The following is a 14924-nucleotide window of genomic DNA, read 5'->3' on the forward strand; positions in this document are numbered from 1 at the left end:
ATTAATATTTACACAAAGTATACCATTGAAAATAGTTTTCCGTTTGAAAAAAATATGAAAACACGTCATATAAAGCGAGTAAACGCTTGCAAATTATGTTATAGTCTGATAAATTAAGTATGACTAAATGGAAAAATGAAAGAGTGTAATATTTATGGAAAAAAAAGTGGTAACTATATATGACGTGGCTGAGGCAGCCAATGTTTCTATGGCCACCATTTCTCGTGTCGTAAATGGAAATGCTAACGTCAAAGAGGAAACTAGAAAAAGGGTATTGGAAGTCATTGATCGCTTGAATTACCGTCCCAACGCGGTAGCTCGTGGTCTTGCAAGTAAGAAGAGTACAACTATCGGTGTTATTCTGCCAGATATCACTGACTTGTACTTTGCTTCATTAGCCAAAGGTATTGATGATGTTGCATCAATGTATAAATACAACATCATTTTGACTAGTTTGCAAGAATCGATCGGCGATGAAGAACAAATTTTGAATAATTTACTTTCAAAACAAGTCGATGGCTTGATTTACATGGGCAAACAATTGTCCAAGAAAGTGAAGAGAACGCTTGGTAGTTCTAAGACTCCAATCGTTTTGGCCGGATCCGTTGACCGCAATAATGAAACAGCCAGTGTAAACATTGACTTTACTGATGCTGTTTACAACATTATTAGCCAACTAGTTCAAAATGGTCACAAGAAGATTGCTTTTGTCGGTGGAAGTTTGGAAAATCCTATCGATGGTAAGTATCGTCTTGATGGTTACAAGAAAGCCCTAAAGAAAGCTCATATCAATTTTTCATCCAACCTTGTGTTTGAGGCTGAATATTCAGTAAGAGCTGGTGAAGCAATTTGGGACGCTGTTAAGAATAGTGGTGCAACAGCTGCTTACGTTACAGAAGATCTCTTAGCTGCAGGTATTTTGAATTCAGCCATGAAATCTGGAACAAAGGTTCCAGAAGACTTTGAAATCTTTACAAGTAACAATACTGTCTTGTGTGAAGTTACAAGACCTAAGATGAGTTCGATCGAAGAACCATTGTATGATATTGGTGCCGTAGCAATGCGTTTGTTGACTAAGATGATGAATCAAGAACAAATCGACGAAAACACGGTTAAATTGCCATACAGCATCGTTAAACGTGAATCAACTAAGTAGACTAGAGTATCTCTGAAACTATTCAGAGATGCTTTTTTTTATTGAAAATCTTGCATTAAACTAGCAAAAGCCTCCAAACGTGAAAAATACGCTTGAAGGCTTTTTTGCATTAGTATTTAGCTGTTAGAATGTTTCTTCTGTTTGACCATTTCCCAAATGATGACGATCAAGTAACCAAAAGCAACCAATGTCAGTCCACCGGTCACAACGGCATTTAATTCGTAAGGTAAGTTGAAAAAATAAGTCAGCATGGAATAAATCGTGTTCAATAAGACGACAGTAGCTAAAGTCATCGATTTATCCCAAAGTTTTAAATTGTGCTTAGCTTTATAGATCGTAATGCCGACCATGAATAAGATCAAAATAATAGCAACGATGTAAAGGCAAGTCTGCAAAAAGCTGGGACTAAAGTACATGGGATCACTCCTTAATGATTAACTTAACCATTCTAACATAAGTCAGAATGAGAGCGGAAGACGTTGTTTTTTTCTGATTGATCGATTCTAAAAAAACAGGAAGGGTTAATTGATTATCAGATAATTCTACATTTAAAAATGAGCATAAAAAAAGACCACACCGTTAAAGTGTGATCAGTATTATTATTCAGCTTCGATCAAGGAACCACCGCCGCCAGCAGCCGCACCTGAGCCGCCAGTTGAGGTTGAGCCTCCGCCAATGCCAGAACCTGATCCGGCACCAGCTCCACCGGTTGAGCCAGTTCCTGTACCGGAACCTGATCCAGTCGAACCAGTTGTTGAACCAGTTCCCGTACCAGCTCCTGATCCAGTTCCTGTTTCTGAATTACCGGAAGTAGTAGTTGAGTTGTTATTTCTTGATCTAGTTGTCGTTGATGAACTACTGTTTGTTGTTACTTCTGAGGAGTCATCATCATTTGCACTATTACTAAAGCCAGAAGTTCTACCGCTTCCGTTTTCTGAAGCTATTTCGTCAGCTGACTTGGATGAGTCGCCGAGAGTCTTAACGACACCGTAGCCGTTGCTACGACCGAAGTAATTATTCCAGAAGAGACGATAATTCTTAGCAGTACCACCGATAGCAAATCCATCGTAAGACATGCTGTCTGGTTGGCCTTTGTAATAAAGTGATTGGGTCGTGTGTTGGTTTACCCGTGAGGTAATACCGTTGTATTCAATCGAACCAGTTCGAGTACCAGTTTCCTTGTCGACCCTGTATGATTGAACACCATCCGGACGATTGAACTTCTTGTGTGCGTTCATTACGCCCGGATCTTCTTTGTAAACGGCGTTAGCCATCCGCGACCATAATTCCTGATTAATATCAGTCGAGTTGCTGGATAAGTTGTGATTATTTCCGTAGAAGTTATCGTAACCGATCCATGAAGCCATGGTCATTCCATCGGTACTACCTAAGAACCAGTTATCACGGTAGTCGTTAGAAGTACCAGTCTTACCAAACATGTTCTTGGTACTGAAGTTTGCCTCATAAGAAAGGGCCGAAGCAGTACCTTTGGTAACTACACCGTGGAGCATGTTTTGGATGATATAAGACGTTTGTTCACTGAAGACTCTAGTCTTCTTAGTCTTATGTTGATAAATAACTTTTCCACTTGGATCGGTGATCTTATCGATGACGTAAGGATCGACGTGAACACCTTTATTAGCAAAAGTAGAAAAAGCACTAGCTTGCTCTAAGACGGTGACACCTTTATCAGTACCACCAAGAGTAATACCTAGTTGAGCATATTCACTATCAGTTAAGTGGATACCCATTTTTTCCATATATTTCTTGGAACTAATATTATTTTGACGTAAGTAATTGTACAAGTTAACTGTTGGGATATTGTACGATTCTTCAAGTGTTTCACGTGCTGAGATGAAACGATTTTGAATCGTTTGACCGTAGTCAGTAGGTGAATACTTCTTAAATTTCGTCTTGAAATCGGCTAACATAGTTTGTGAGCCGATCATGCCGTTTTCAATCGCAGGTCCAAAAGTGATCAATGGTTTGATCGATGAACCTGGAGAACGGTTCGTGTCGAAGGCGTGGTTGATCTGTGAACGTTTGAAGTTCAGACCACCGACAAAGCCTAACACTTGACCAGATTTGTTGTCTAAGAGGACAGAACCGTTTTGCACAGAATCAGTAACTTTAACTGACTTACCAGTTGCCGGATCGATACCGGTATCGGTATGCGATTCACCTAAGTTATTTTCAAATCCTTGTGCTTGTTGATTCATTTGTGTGTAAAGATTCTTGACGATAGTACTGTCAACACGATAATTCTTATCATGTAATTCAGTATCTGCTTGAGTGTAGTACTTCTTATATAAGTTTTCATCCTTTTGCAGATCCTTATAAGCAATACCATCGTTCTTAGCTAGTCGTTTGATCAAGATCGTCCTAGTTTGTTCAGTCAGCAAGTTATAAACATAACCATATTTGATCTTGTGACTCTTAGCTTTTTCAGGTTCTTGGAAATCATTTTTAAGGTCGAAATCCTTAGCCTGATTGTATTCAGATTCGGTGATCTGCTTATCACGATACATTCTGAATAAAACGATATTCTTCCGTTTCATTCCTAGACTGATGTCATTTTTGACCTTACCATCTGTGTCGTAGGGAGTATATATCGAAGGACTTTGTGGCAGTCCTGCAACAAAAGCAGATTCAGCCAAGTTCAGATCTGCAGCATCCTTACCGAATAATCCTTGAGCAGCAGCTTGGACACCTTGAATATTTTGACCCTTATTATTTCGACCAAGGGTCGCAGCGTTAAGATAATTTTCTAAGATCTCATCTTTGGTAAAGTACTTATCCACACGCATAGCAAGGAAAATTTCCACAGCTTTACGTTTCCAAGTAGTTTCTGATGAAAGCAACTGCATCTTAACAGTTTGCTGCGTCAACGTTGAACCACCAGTCTGCGTACCGATCCCGGTAACATCAGAAAGGACAGCCCTGAAAAGAGATTTAGGTTCAACACCAGAATGCTTGTAAAAATCACTATCTTCGGTAGCAACAACAGCTTTTTTCAAGTAAGGTGACATTTCGGACAACGAAACACGTTTTCCAACCAAAGTCTTTTGAAGGTTTTCAACTTTTTCATCATTGGCAAAATAAAGAGAAGTCGAATTATTAACATCATCAAGCTGAGCTTTCATTTCATGCTTAGTAGGCACGGCAACTTGGCTAGTCAAAGAAGAAACATAACCAAAACCAAGCCCGACCACCAAACTAACCACAACAAACAACCCAGCAATCACATACAAAACGATCCGACGAATAACCTCGATCGTCAAGTTAGCGCGAGAAGCAAAGTCCGACCAACTCTTAATACCCTTTATGCCATTAACAATACTATTCCATAAATTTTTCAAGTTAGTTAAACCCCTTTAAAAAGTTACATAGGTTAATTATATAATAAAATACATCATAACGCTCGACAAAAAAAGATGCAGGGGCAAAGCAAGATAATAGTGCAGATGAGAAGGGCGAAAGTTAAATAACACTTAAAATAGGTGTTTTTAATCCTACATTATGCACCAACAACCAACAGATAAGAAAAAAATCGAAATGTAACGGGTCTTTACAGTAAAATAAATATATTAGATAGGAATACCGACAAAAATAGAACAAGCAAGATTAGTTGGGTACCTCTTTATGACAAAAAGAGTTTACCACTATAAAAGTAAGTACCGTACCCCACCAAAACATGATATTTATACTAACCTAGGTTTCGAGGGGTGGAGGGAATTCACCGTCAGCCATGAAATTTCACTTAGCGGTTTACCGCTTAGTGAAAGACCCAGCTTTGAAACAAGCGAGCGGTCCTTGCTCGATTGGTTCAAAGTGGCGTCCATGGCGTTCCACGGCGCAATTCCCGGAACCCCTCGAAACCGGCAGTGAACCTCAAAAAAAAATCCTCTCTGATAAAAATCAGAAGAGGATTTTAAATTATTTAATCAATCTATAAATAGCATCCGCATAAATAGCAGTAGCCTTAAACAGCTTATCTAAATTGATATACTCATTAGCCTGATGCATAACGTTCTCATCACCAGGGAACAAAACACCAAAAGCCACACCATTCTTCAAAATCCGACCATAAGTACCGCCACCAACCGTATAAGGTTGTGAAGTCTCATCATCAGTATGAGCACGGTAAGCTTCCATTAATGATTGAACTAGTGGATCGTTAGCATCAACGAAATGAGGTGCTTGATTGTGTCCTTCAATTGCTGCAGAAACACCAGCAGGAAGATGAGCGTTGACCTTTTCAGTCAAACTGTCACCATCGTCACCCTTAGGATAACGAATGTTAAGCAACAAGTTAGCTTCATCGCTATTGAAGGCAAAGATATCAGGTGAGATAGTAAGGTCACCCATGACTTCATCATTGTGTTGCAAGCCTAAAGCTTTTCCATAATGATCTAATAAAAGATTGTCGGTAATGAATTCAAAGTAAGTTTTTTCAGCAGCTTGTAATGGTAAGCTCGTCAAGAACTTAGCCAAGTAAGTTGCAGCATTAACACCGTTGAACGGTTCCATAGCATGTGAGCCTTTACCGACAACTTTGATGGTGTAAGAATTACCACTCTTGTTAGTTTCACCAGTGATCTCATCGTGCTCGTTTAAAAATTCGTGGAAGTCGTTAGCTAAATCGTCGAGCTTGCCATCGTTGTCTGAAAGAGTTGCTTCAGCGTGTTGGGGCACCATGTTAGCTCTCAAACCACTTTCAAACTTTTCAACGAGACCGTTGCCACCAGTAGGGAACTTGATATTGAATGAAACAATACCTTTTTCACCATTGATAACTGGGAATTCGGCATCAGGAGAAAAACCAGTTTCAGGCATCTTTTCCTTTTCCATGTAGTGGTTCATGCCGACCCAATCACTTTCCTCGTCCGTACCTAAGATCAAGTGAGCTGACTTAGAAATAGGAAGCTTCAGTTCTTTGATGATCTTCATGGCATAATAAGCTGCCAATCCTGGTCCTTTATCATCAGAAGTTCCACGACCGTATAAATTGCCGTCTTTTACAGTTGGTGAGAAAGCATCAGTGTCCCAGCCTGGTCCTTCAGGAACAACGTCGACGTGGGATAAGATAGCGATAGGTTCATCGCTGTCACCTAATTCGATACGACCAGCTAAGTTGTCGACATTTTTATTGACGAAGCCGTCACGCTCAGCAAAATGTAAAAATGTTTGTAGTGCTTTTGCAGGCCCGGGGCCTAGTGGAAAATCCTTAGTTTTGTGTTCAACATCTCGCGAACTATCAATACTTAATAACTCTGAAAGATCGTTGAGCAGTTCGTCTGAACGATGAGAAACTTCTTTTTCCCAATCAATTGACATATATTAAAAACCTCCGAATAGAATTGAAATCATTTTACCAAAGCTAGAGAATTATGGCTAATCATTTAAATTTTGTTCATTGAATAATTATCCGACTCAACCCGCTTCGTGAAAGGAACGTGGTCGAATAATTTGACTAAACTTGTGTCTGTGACCGGCTTGGTATCATTCGTTTTTAAAAAGCCGAAATCTTGTAACAAGTCGATATTGCGGATCCTTTGACTAGGTTCCATATCAAAGTAACTATCTTGACTATTATTGCCGTTAACTGTTTCTGGATTAAGCTGGATCAAAACGTGTTTAGCATTGATCCAACCGTCTTTAACTTTCAACCAAGTTTCCGAACCGACTTTTTGAATGTTCTGGATCGTTTGTGGTTGGTCGATCGCCATTTCACCGGAAATACTGTCTTCATCTGTTGGATCATCATATAAGAAATTGTCAGGCTGTTGTGAACGATAGACAGCCTTGGCACCATAATAAGGTCGTAATTGCTTCAAGTTGGCATCCGAATTAAATCCTTCGGCCTTAGCAAACATGTTTTCACCTAGTTGAACGTATTTTTGACCACGGAATTTGATAATATTAGAAACGTGGTATCCATCTAGTGGGTGGACCTTTTTCTTCGTCTTTATCAACTTATAAGGATTTTCATAAATGGTTAAGTCTTTCAATCCAAAGTAAAAAGTGTTTTGATTGAAGGATGTTTCTTTGGAATCGTCTTTCAAATTACGGTATTCATTACCAGTAGCTGGGAAGTTCGTGACAACACCGTCAATCGGCATATTGACTAAAGTGTTCCATTTACTAGGAACTTCATTCATTTCATCCCAAACGTAGATCGACTTGTGCATGTAGTGCATCGTGTCGATGATCTCTGGGGTAACGATATTTGATGAAAGATTGACACCAGTCACATAGGATAAGACTTCAAAATTGACCCGTTTGATAGTACCAGCGATGAAGATCCGTGGAATATCGGGCAAGATCTGAGACAGCTTTTCCAAACTGGAAGCTGAAAACGAGTGGAACATAACTCGATCATTCATGTGGTATTTTTCAATACTCGTTTTGATCAAGTCCTCCATATTTTTGGGATTGCCTTTTTTCGTTTTCTTAGTCTCAATCAGGAATTTTGCGTTAGGATTATCTTTGTAATGTTCAAAAAGCTGATCCAAACTATGCATTGGTTCACCGTTTTTTTGATATAAGGTGCTCAAATATGAAAAATCGTGCTGAGAGACGATGGCAGGGGTCCCGGTAACACGTTCTAAGTTACGATCGTGGGAAATGACCAAGACATTGTCTTTAGAAACGTGCATGTCTAGTTCAACGTAATCGGCACCTTCAGCAAAAGCCGTGTCGATACTTTGAAAGGTTTCTTCAGGAGCTTTGACTGGATCACCTCGGTGACCGATAACTGAGAAACCACTGCCGAAAACGAATATAATAGAAATAAAAGCTAAATAAAACGCCAAATGTTTTTTTGAGTTCATAAAAAGCTCCTAAAATTAATAAATTACTATAAAGTAAATAATATAACTTATTGAGGTGTTTAGAGAATGGATAACGAACAATCCTTAAACTTAATTGAACAAATCACTCGTAATGATGGAACTAAATATTACGAGATCGGGAATATTTTAATGAACGGCCGTGCTGAAAAAGCCGCTGAGTTGTGCTTGATCAAAGAAGTCCGGATATTGAAATTAAACATCCCACATTCACATGCTGTTGGCATATACGAAGATTATGTTAACAAAAATTACACGGTTCCGCCGATGGAGTTGACCGAATGGGTGGAATACGACAAGCCAGAAGGTCCTGTTAGAGATGCCTTCAACGAAATCTTGAAAGCCAACAAAATAATTTCGAAAGAAGAATAAGCAATGAATTATTTCATATCGGACACGCATTTTTATCATTATCAATTGCTGGAACCGAATGATTTTGCTCCACGTCATTTTAAAGATGGGCAAGCAATGAATCAAGCTATGATCGATGCATGGAATGCTCGAGTTGATGATAATGATACTGTCTATCATCTAGGCGACATTTCAATGCGTCCTCAAAACACGCCCACTGATGAAGAAACTTTTGAAATGTTAGATCAACTAAAGGGACACATGATCTTGATCAAAGGAAATCATGACTATCGTTCACTATTCAAATATTTGGATAAACATAATACAATGATGTCAGACGGAGTCATGCGTTTTCGATTTGAAGATGTGGGTGCATTACTCAAATTTGATCATATGCAATTTTATTGCACTCATTATCCCTTATTATTAGGAAAGATTCAGCAAATAATTAATTTGCACGGACATATTCATCATTATAGCGTACCAATTGCCGAGAACATTAACATCGGTGTCGATGCACCGGAGCGAGACTACTTAAGTGAAGACTTACCTTGGGGCAGTCCGCTTCGTGGTGAAGAGATCATCGAAATTTATCATAAAAAGCAGGCTGATTTAGCTAACCAGCAGAGAAAGTAGTGATTTGGTGGAAACTATTAAGATCGTCCATACTAACGATTTACATTCGCATTTTGAAAACTTTCCAAAAATAGCCAGGTTTATTAAAAAGTCTCGTAAGAAATCGACTGCCGATCAATTTTATCTTTTTGACATTGGGGATGCCATGGATCGGGCACACCCATTGACTGAAGCCACAGATGGTTCAGCTAATATCGAGTGGATGAATCAACAAAACTACGATGCTGCAACTATCGGTAACAACGAGGGATTAGGCAATAGTCATGAACAACTCGACCATTTGTATGATCACGCCAACTTTCCTGTCATCTTAGGAAATCTGTACGAACACGGTGGACAATTAGCAAATTTTGCCAAACCTTACTTGATCAAGACAACTGACAAGGGAACTAAGGTGGGGATAATTGGTTTTACCGCGCCCTACATTTTGACTTATCCTCTATTAGATTGGGACATTCGCCTGATCCAAAATGAAATGCCACCAATAATCAAACAGATCGAGCAGGAAAAATGTGACGTCATAATATTAATGTCACATTTAGGAGTATCGATGGATCGATTGATTGCCAAGCAATATCCACAAATAGATGTAATTTTAGGTTCACACACTCATCATCTTTTTGAAAAAGGCGAAATGGATAACGGTGTGTTGTTAGCAGCTGCCGGAAAATACGGTCAAAATATCGGTACTGTGGATCTGACGTTAAACGATAACCATCAAATTACCGAGAAGTCAGCCTACACGACTCCAACAGCTGATTTGAAAGCTAAGAAGAAGGATGCACAGTGGATCAGTGGACAAGCTGAAAAAGGTAATGAGATATTAGCTTCTGAAAAAGTAGCTGAGATACCTTATACTTTAAGTACTGACATCGAAGCAGAGCATTCCTTCATTAATGAAGCTTTGGTTGCTACGCAACAATATGCTGACGCAGATGCAGCTGTATTGAGTTCCGGCTTATTTTTGACGGATCTCAAAAAAGGTGTTGTCACGAAAAAAGATTTACATGAGGCCTTACCACACGCCATCCACGTAATGCAAACCACGTTGACTGGTGATAACGTTTGGCGTTTAGTCATGGAAATGGAAAAGAATCGTGCCTATTTACGTCGACATTTACAAAAGGGCATGGGCTTTCGTGGTAAAATATTTGGCGAGTTAGTTTATCGTGGCATTACCATTGACAATAAGCGTAATGTTTATATCAACGGCCAACAGCTTGAAATGAAAAAAGAATATAAAATTGCACTATTAGATCATTACTTGTTCGTACCATTTTTCCCAACGATCGAAATCGTTGGCGACAACAAGATAATGTATCCAGATTTTATTCGCAATGTCTTTGCGGACTACTTACAAAAGAAATATCCAATGAGGTGATTACTTGGACGAACCAGAAACAAAAGTATCGAAACAAGCGGAAGTAACCGTCCTAGATGATGATCTGATCGTCATCAACGATATTAAATACCACTTGTTAGAAGATCACGATAATGGATTCAAACGTGAAAAGATCGAAGAACGATACAATTCAGTTTTAGATAAATATGATTACATCGTCGGTGACTGGGGATATGATCAACTTAGATTTAAAGGCTTTTACATGGACAAACGGATCGAAAGTAATATCGACAATAAGATCTCCCATCTCCAAGATTATTTGCTAGAGTATTGCAACTTTGGCTGTGCTTATTTTATTTTGGAACGTGAAGAGAAATTGCCACTGACAAAACCAAAGCATCATCGTACTAGATCACATTCCAGTCGCAACCAGCACAATGAATCAAATAACCAACGTGCTAATAGGAACAATCGGCACAAGTCGTACCACAAGAATAATCAAGAACACGCTTCAGAGAACAAGCCTCACATTCGCCGACGCAAGCCGGAAAATGCCAAAGCCAGCACCTCGCACAAGCGTCGTCAACCAAACAAGAAATCTACATCCAATTCAGGATCACGTAGTTTTAAAATTAGAAAAATAGATAAGTGAGAAAATAATGAACAAATACCAAACATATTTAATTGACCTGGATGGGACAATGTATCGTGGCAAGGATAAGATCCCCGAAGCTAAGGACTTTATCCAGCGCCTCCATGACGAAAATATCGATTTCTACTACTTAACTAACAATTCAACTAAGACACCACAACAAGTGGCCGATAACTTAGTTAATAACCATCAAATATTAGCGACAGCAGATCAAGTTATTACACCATCACTAGCAACTGCTGGCTACATTAAAAACATGTTTGGTGATGAGATTACTAACAAATCAGCTTATGTGATCGGCGAATACGGTTTGAAGTCAGCTATATTTGGCACAGGTATCAAGTTAGAAGAAACTAATCCAGATGTCGTTATCGTCGGATTAGATTACGATGTGACTTACCACAAGTTTGAATTGGCAACTTTAGCCATCAAGCGCGGAGCTTTTTTCATTGGGACTAATGCTGATACTAATTTGCCGAATGAACGAGGACTTGTCCCTGGTGCGGGTTCGGTAATTTCTCTAGTAGAAACGGCCGTCCAGCACAAAGCTAAATACATCGGTAAACCAGAACCAACTATTATTGATTTTGCTGCACAAGTTAAAGGATTTGATCCAACTAAAGCAGTCATGGTCGGTGATAATTACAATACTGATATCAAATGTGGTATCAATGCTAACGTCGATACCTTACTAGTGTATACCGGGGTAAGTACACATGAAGACATCGAGGACCAAGAGATCAAACCAACGCATCAAGTAGAAAGCTTGGCTGATTGGGATGTCTCATAGTCAAAGGGATGTCATATATTCGGTCGTATTAGCACTGTTTATATTTACCCTAGCCATCACCGTTACCATCTTTGCTAGTTACGCAATATTCAAATTCGATATTCATCATTATTATTTAGATCAAGAAGCAGATATGACTGCCAAGAAGTTAATGCACAACTATAATCAGATGATGCGATATTTGATCGATCCGTTCCAAAATCAATTTCAACTAGATAATTTCCGTTCATCGATCAATGGGAGAACTCACTTTGCAGACGTCAAGAAATTATTCATGTTGAACTTTGCGGTATTCATCTTATCTGGTGTCTACGTCTGGTTTAGACGGAAAAAGCGCGCCCACTTCAACAAGGCTTTTTTGTATATATCTATTGTTGGCGTGATTTTGGTTGCCTTAATGGCCATTGACTTTGATGACTTTTTCATCATGTTCCATAAGGTCTTATTCCGCAACAATGATTGGCTCTTTGATCCAGCACTCGATCCAATCATTGAAGTGCTTCCGGATGAGTTCTTCATCCAATGTTTTGTTTTATTCTTTGCATTATTTGAAGGATTGAATTTGTGGAAATGGCGAAAGTAAAATTTATTGCAAAAAAAATAAGATTGTCACCGGATAATTCCAGCGACAATCTTTTTTTATTCTGCGGTTTTTTTGCGATTTCGTAGTGCAGTAATCAAAATAGGAATCAATGAAATGATTACAATTCCGATCACGATCATGGAGAAATGTTCTTGAACTGCAGGGATGTTTCCAAATAAGTAACCAGCAGACGAACATAAGAGCACCCAGAGGAATCCTCCGAGCAAGTTATACTTGAGGAACTTTCCGTAGTGCATAGTACCAGAACCGGCAACAAATGGTACGAAAGTTCTGATCAAAGGAATGAAACGGCCTATGGCAATTGTCTTACCACCATGTTTCTTAAAGAAACGATGCGCATCATCCAGATGCTCTTTATTTATTAGTTTACCGAGGTATTTATTCTTAACAGCGAATTCACCGAAGTGTTCACCGATCTCGTAGTTCAGCGAATCTCCTAAGACTGCGGCGACCAGAAATGCTAATGCCAACAACCACGGTGATAATCCATAAGAAGGATTAGCAGCCAAAGCCATTGCAGCAAAAATCAAGGAATCACCTGGCAGGAAAGGCAAAATAACGACACCAGTCTCGATGAAGATGATCAAGAATAATACTAAGTATGTCCAAACGCCGAAATCATTCACGATATTAATCATGTGATGATCAATATGAAGAATGAAGTCAACTAGACCCATTACGTAACTCAATTCATCAACTCCAATAATTAGATTAACTTTATTATAACAGGTTACCTTAAAATAGCTTTAAAACTAGATCATTTTTCCAAAATTTTTAATGAAAAAGTGAAGTACTGTGTTCAAAGTAATCTTTATCGGGATAGATGTTGCGAAGTGCTTTCGTTACGGCAGTAGGGCCCTCAGCAAAAGCAGTGGCAATCAATTGTAATTTACCAGGGTATGTGGCAATATCGCCAATAGCAAAAACATTTGGCAAATTAGTTTCCATTTGTTGGCTGACCTTAATGAAGGGACCCTCCAATTCCAAATTCCAGTCACGTAAAATCTTCGAATCAGAAATGAAACCGTAGTTAACAAGTAACTTATCGACGGTAATAGTCTTCTCATCCTCGGATTTGATTTTTTTCAAAAGAATGTCGATCTTACTTTTGTCGTCATCATTATAGGTAACATCTTTAATGATGAAAGGGTTCAGTTGTTCTACGTCTGATTCGTTTAGACTGTCAATGCTAGATTCCATTGCACGATACTTGTTGCGGCGGTGAATGATCGAAGTGTTATTAGCCAGTTCGTTAATATGGATCGCCCAGTCCACAGCAGAATCACCACCACCAGCGATGGCAACATCCTTATCTTTGAAGTCATTAATGTCATTGACGAAGTAGGAAAGATTGTTTTCTTCTATAGTAGGGTCGTAATCAAAAGTCAGTTTTCTTGGCTGAAAGGCACCATTACCCATTGCAATAATGATAGACTTAGTCTTGATAGTTTCTTTATTAGTAGAGATAGTCCAAGTATCGTCATCTGCACGTTGAAGATCGGTAACAGAAGTGTCTAAGTATTCGTCACAGGGGAGCAATGCCATTTGCTTACTAAGTTGGTCGATCAATTCAGTACCAGACACTTGAGGCAAAGCGGCAATGTCATAAATTTGTTTTTGTGCATATAAAGTTTGCGGTTGTCCACCTAAATTAGGTAAACTCTCTATTAAAGCAACGTTTAGTTTACGCATTGAAGCGTAATAAGCTGCAAACATACCGGCGGGACCACCGCCAATAATAGAGATATCATATAGTTTATTGTCCATGTAGGTCACCATTCTTCTATAGTAGTTATAGGAACATTGTTACACAACATGGTATCAAAGATAAAGGAGAGACAAGATGAAAATAGGAGATAAGTTTTCAGGAAAAGTATCCGGGATCCAGCCTTATGGCGTCTTCATCAGCTTGGCTGATGGAGAGCAAGGCTTGATCCATATTTCCGAATTGAAAAATGGATATGTTTCAGACATTGAAAATGAGTATAAGATAGGACAAGAATTAACCGTAGTTGTACTGGATATAGATGAATATGACAACAATGTAAGTCTTTCATTAAGAGCACTACAGGATAAAAAGATCGGTAGACCAATCTTGCACAAACACTTCTGGACGAACTATAAAGACCAGATCGGCTATGAAAGTATCAAAGAAATTAAGCCTAAATGGATTGCGGATGCAATGCACCAAATTGAGGGAAAATGAGAAAATTACATTTTTTTACAAAAAAGGGTTGCAAGCTTTAGAGTCTATTGGTAAGATATTATTTGTTGTTGCGAGAGAGCATTAACGTCAAGCCTAGCAAGCGAAAGCGAGCTAGCTTGATGAAAAATTATTTTAAAAAGTTGTTGACATGAGGTTGATGATTCGATATGATAATTAAGTTGCTCCTGTAAGGAACGACAAGCAATGAGATGAACTTGTTCATCAAGTTGCTAAGAAAATTATTTTAAAAAGTTGTTGACAGATAGTTGATAACATGTTAAAATAATTAAGTCGCTTGTTGAGAGCTTTAGCGATCAACAAGAAGTAGACCTTTGA

At 38.8% G+C, this 14924-nt stretch carries 14 protein-coding genes; 8 read left to right on the forward strand and 6 right to left on the reverse strand.

Annotated elements, in window-relative coordinates; translation table 11 throughout:
- Nucleotides 1–154 precede the first annotated feature (154 nt).
- The gene (gene ccpA / locus EKM69_RS01080; RefSeq protein WP_125707238.1) at nt 155–1156 is read left to right on the forward strand and encodes a catabolite control protein A; all 1002 of its coding nucleotides are present in this window, start codon (nt 155–157) and stop codon (nt 1154–1156) included.
- A gap of 116 nt (nt 1157–1272) precedes the next feature.
- Here the strand turns inward: ccpA and EKM69_RS01085 are convergent, their stop codons facing one another.
- From EKM69_RS01085 to EKM69_RS01100, 4 genes are all read right to left on the reverse strand, one after another.
- On the reverse strand, nt 1273–1572 hold the full coding sequence (locus EKM69_RS01085; RefSeq protein WP_125707240.1) for a hypothetical protein: 300 nt from the start codon (nt 1570–1572) through the stop codon (nt 1273–1275).
- A 183-nt stretch (nt 1573–1755) separates the two neighbouring features.
- Nucleotides 1756–4515: a transglycosylase domain-containing protein gene (locus tag EKM69_RS01090; RefSeq protein ID WP_125707242.1), complete on the reverse strand. Its 2760-nt coding sequence runs from the start codon at nt 4513–4515 to the stop codon at nt 1756–1758.
- A 577-nt stretch (nt 4516–5092) separates the two neighbouring features.
- On the reverse strand, nt 5093–6493 hold the full coding sequence (gene pepV, locus EKM69_RS01095) for a dipeptidase PepV (protein WP_125707244.1): 1401 nt from the start codon (nt 6491–6493) through the stop codon (nt 5093–5095).
- Between the two features lie 65 nt (nt 6494–6558).
- Nucleotides 6559–7989, reverse strand: coding sequence for a glycerophosphodiester phosphodiesterase (locus tag EKM69_RS01100; RefSeq protein ID WP_125707246.1), 1431 nt, complete (start codon nt 7987–7989; stop codon nt 6559–6561).
- A 66-nt stretch (nt 7990–8055) separates the two neighbouring features.
- Between EKM69_RS01100 and EKM69_RS01105 the strand changes: the two genes are divergently transcribed.
- The 6 genes from EKM69_RS01105 to EKM69_RS01130 are packed head-to-tail and all read left to right on the forward strand — an operon-like array spanning nt 8056 to nt 12361.
- Nucleotides 8056–8379 (forward strand): hypothetical protein, encoded by a 324-nt coding sequence (locus EKM69_RS01105; protein ID WP_125707248.1) that lies wholly within the window; start codon nt 8056–8058, stop codon nt 8377–8379.
- 3 nt (nt 8380–8382) lie between these two features.
- A complete protein-coding gene (locus tag EKM69_RS01110; protein WP_125707250.1) occupies nt 8383–8994 on the forward strand; it encodes a metallophosphoesterase in 612 nt (203 codons plus the stop codon).
- 7 nt (nt 8995–9001) lie between these two features.
- Nucleotides 9002–10375, forward strand: a complete 1374-nt coding sequence (locus tag EKM69_RS01115) for a bifunctional metallophosphatase/5'-nucleotidase (RefSeq protein ID WP_125707268.1) — start codon at nt 9002–9004, stop codon at nt 10373–10375.
- 4 nt (nt 10376–10379) lie between these two features.
- Entirely contained in the window at nt 10380–10988 is a 609-nt protein-coding gene (locus tag EKM69_RS01120; protein WP_125707252.1) for a YutD family protein, read from the forward strand.
- A gap of 7 nt (nt 10989–10995) precedes the next feature.
- The gene (locus tag EKM69_RS01125) at nt 10996–11778 is read left to right on the forward strand and encodes a TIGR01457 family HAD-type hydrolase (protein ID WP_125707254.1); all 783 of its coding nucleotides are present in this window, start codon (nt 10996–10998) and stop codon (nt 11776–11778) included.
- Complete coding sequence (locus EKM69_RS01130) at nt 11768–12361, forward strand: TIGR01906 family membrane protein (RefSeq protein WP_125707256.1); 594 nt, start codon at nt 11768–11770, stop codon at nt 12359–12361. The genes EKM69_RS01125 and EKM69_RS01130 overlap by 11 nt, the downstream gene beginning before the upstream one ends.
- A 56-nt stretch (nt 12362–12417) precedes the next feature.
- Here the strand turns inward: EKM69_RS01130 and EKM69_RS01135 are convergent, their stop codons facing one another.
- Together EKM69_RS01135 and EKM69_RS01140 are read right to left on the reverse strand one after the other, a co-directional pair.
- Nucleotides 12418–13059 (reverse strand): DedA family protein, encoded by a 642-nt coding sequence (locus EKM69_RS01135; protein WP_164505808.1) that lies wholly within the window; start codon nt 13057–13059, stop codon nt 12418–12420.
- A gap of 97 nt (nt 13060–13156) precedes the next feature.
- Nucleotides 13157–14149, reverse strand: coding sequence for an NAD(P)/FAD-dependent oxidoreductase (locus EKM69_RS01140; protein WP_125707260.1), 993 nt, complete (start codon nt 14147–14149; stop codon nt 13157–13159).
- A gap of 76 nt (nt 14150–14225) precedes the next feature.
- On the opposite strand from EKM69_RS01140, the gene EKM69_RS01145 reads away from it, so the two are divergent.
- Complete coding sequence (locus EKM69_RS01145) at nt 14226–14588, forward strand: CvfD/Ygs/GSP13 family RNA-binding post-transcriptional regulator (RefSeq protein WP_125707262.1); 363 nt, start codon at nt 14226–14228, stop codon at nt 14586–14588.
- Nucleotides 14589–14924 lie beyond the last annotated feature (336 nt).

The sequence above is a fragment of the Companilactobacillus zhongbaensis genome (genome assembly GCF_003946515.1).
GTDB lineage: Bacteria > Bacillota > Bacilli > Lactobacillales > Lactobacillaceae > Companilactobacillus > Companilactobacillus zhongbaensis.

Coding starts and splice junctions, on each gene's coding strand:
- EKM69_RS01085 (WP_125707240.1), bottom strand. CDS start 1,572: ATGTACTTTAGTCCCAGCTTTTTGCAGACTTGCCTTTACATCGTTGCT.
- pepV (WP_125707244.1), bottom strand. CDS start 6,493: ATGTCAATTGATTGGGAAAAAGAAGTTTCTCATCGTTCAGACGAACTG.
- EKM69_RS01100 (WP_125707246.1), bottom strand. CDS start 7,989: ATGAACTCAAAAAAACATTTGGCGTTTTATTTAGCTTTTATTTCTATT.
- EKM69_RS01140 (WP_125707260.1), bottom strand. CDS start 14,149: ATGGACAATAAACTATATGATATCTCTATTATTGGCGGTGGTCCCGCC.
- EKM69_RS01145 (WP_125707262.1), top strand. CDS start 14,226: ATGAAAATAGGAGATAAGTTTTCAGGAAAAGTATCCGGGATCCAGCCT.
- EKM69_RS01130 (WP_125707256.1), top strand. CDS start 11,768: ATGTCTCATAGTCAAAGGGATGTCATATATTCGGTCGTATTAGCACTG.
- EKM69_RS01105 (WP_125707248.1), top strand. CDS start 8,056: ATGGATAACGAACAATCCTTAAACTTAATTGAACAAATCACTCGTAAT.
- EKM69_RS01135 (WP_164505808.1), bottom strand. CDS start 13,059: ATGGGTCTAGTTGACTTCATTCTTCATATTGATCATCACATGATTAAT.
- EKM69_RS01110 (WP_125707250.1), top strand. CDS start 8,383: ATGAATTATTTCATATCGGACACGCATTTTTATCATTATCAATTGCTG.
- EKM69_RS01125 (WP_125707254.1), top strand. CDS start 10,996: ATGAACAAATACCAAACATATTTAATTGACCTGGATGGGACAATGTAT.
- ccpA (WP_125707238.1), top strand. CDS start 155: ATGGAAAAAAAAGTGGTAACTATATATGACGTGGCTGAGGCAGCCAAT.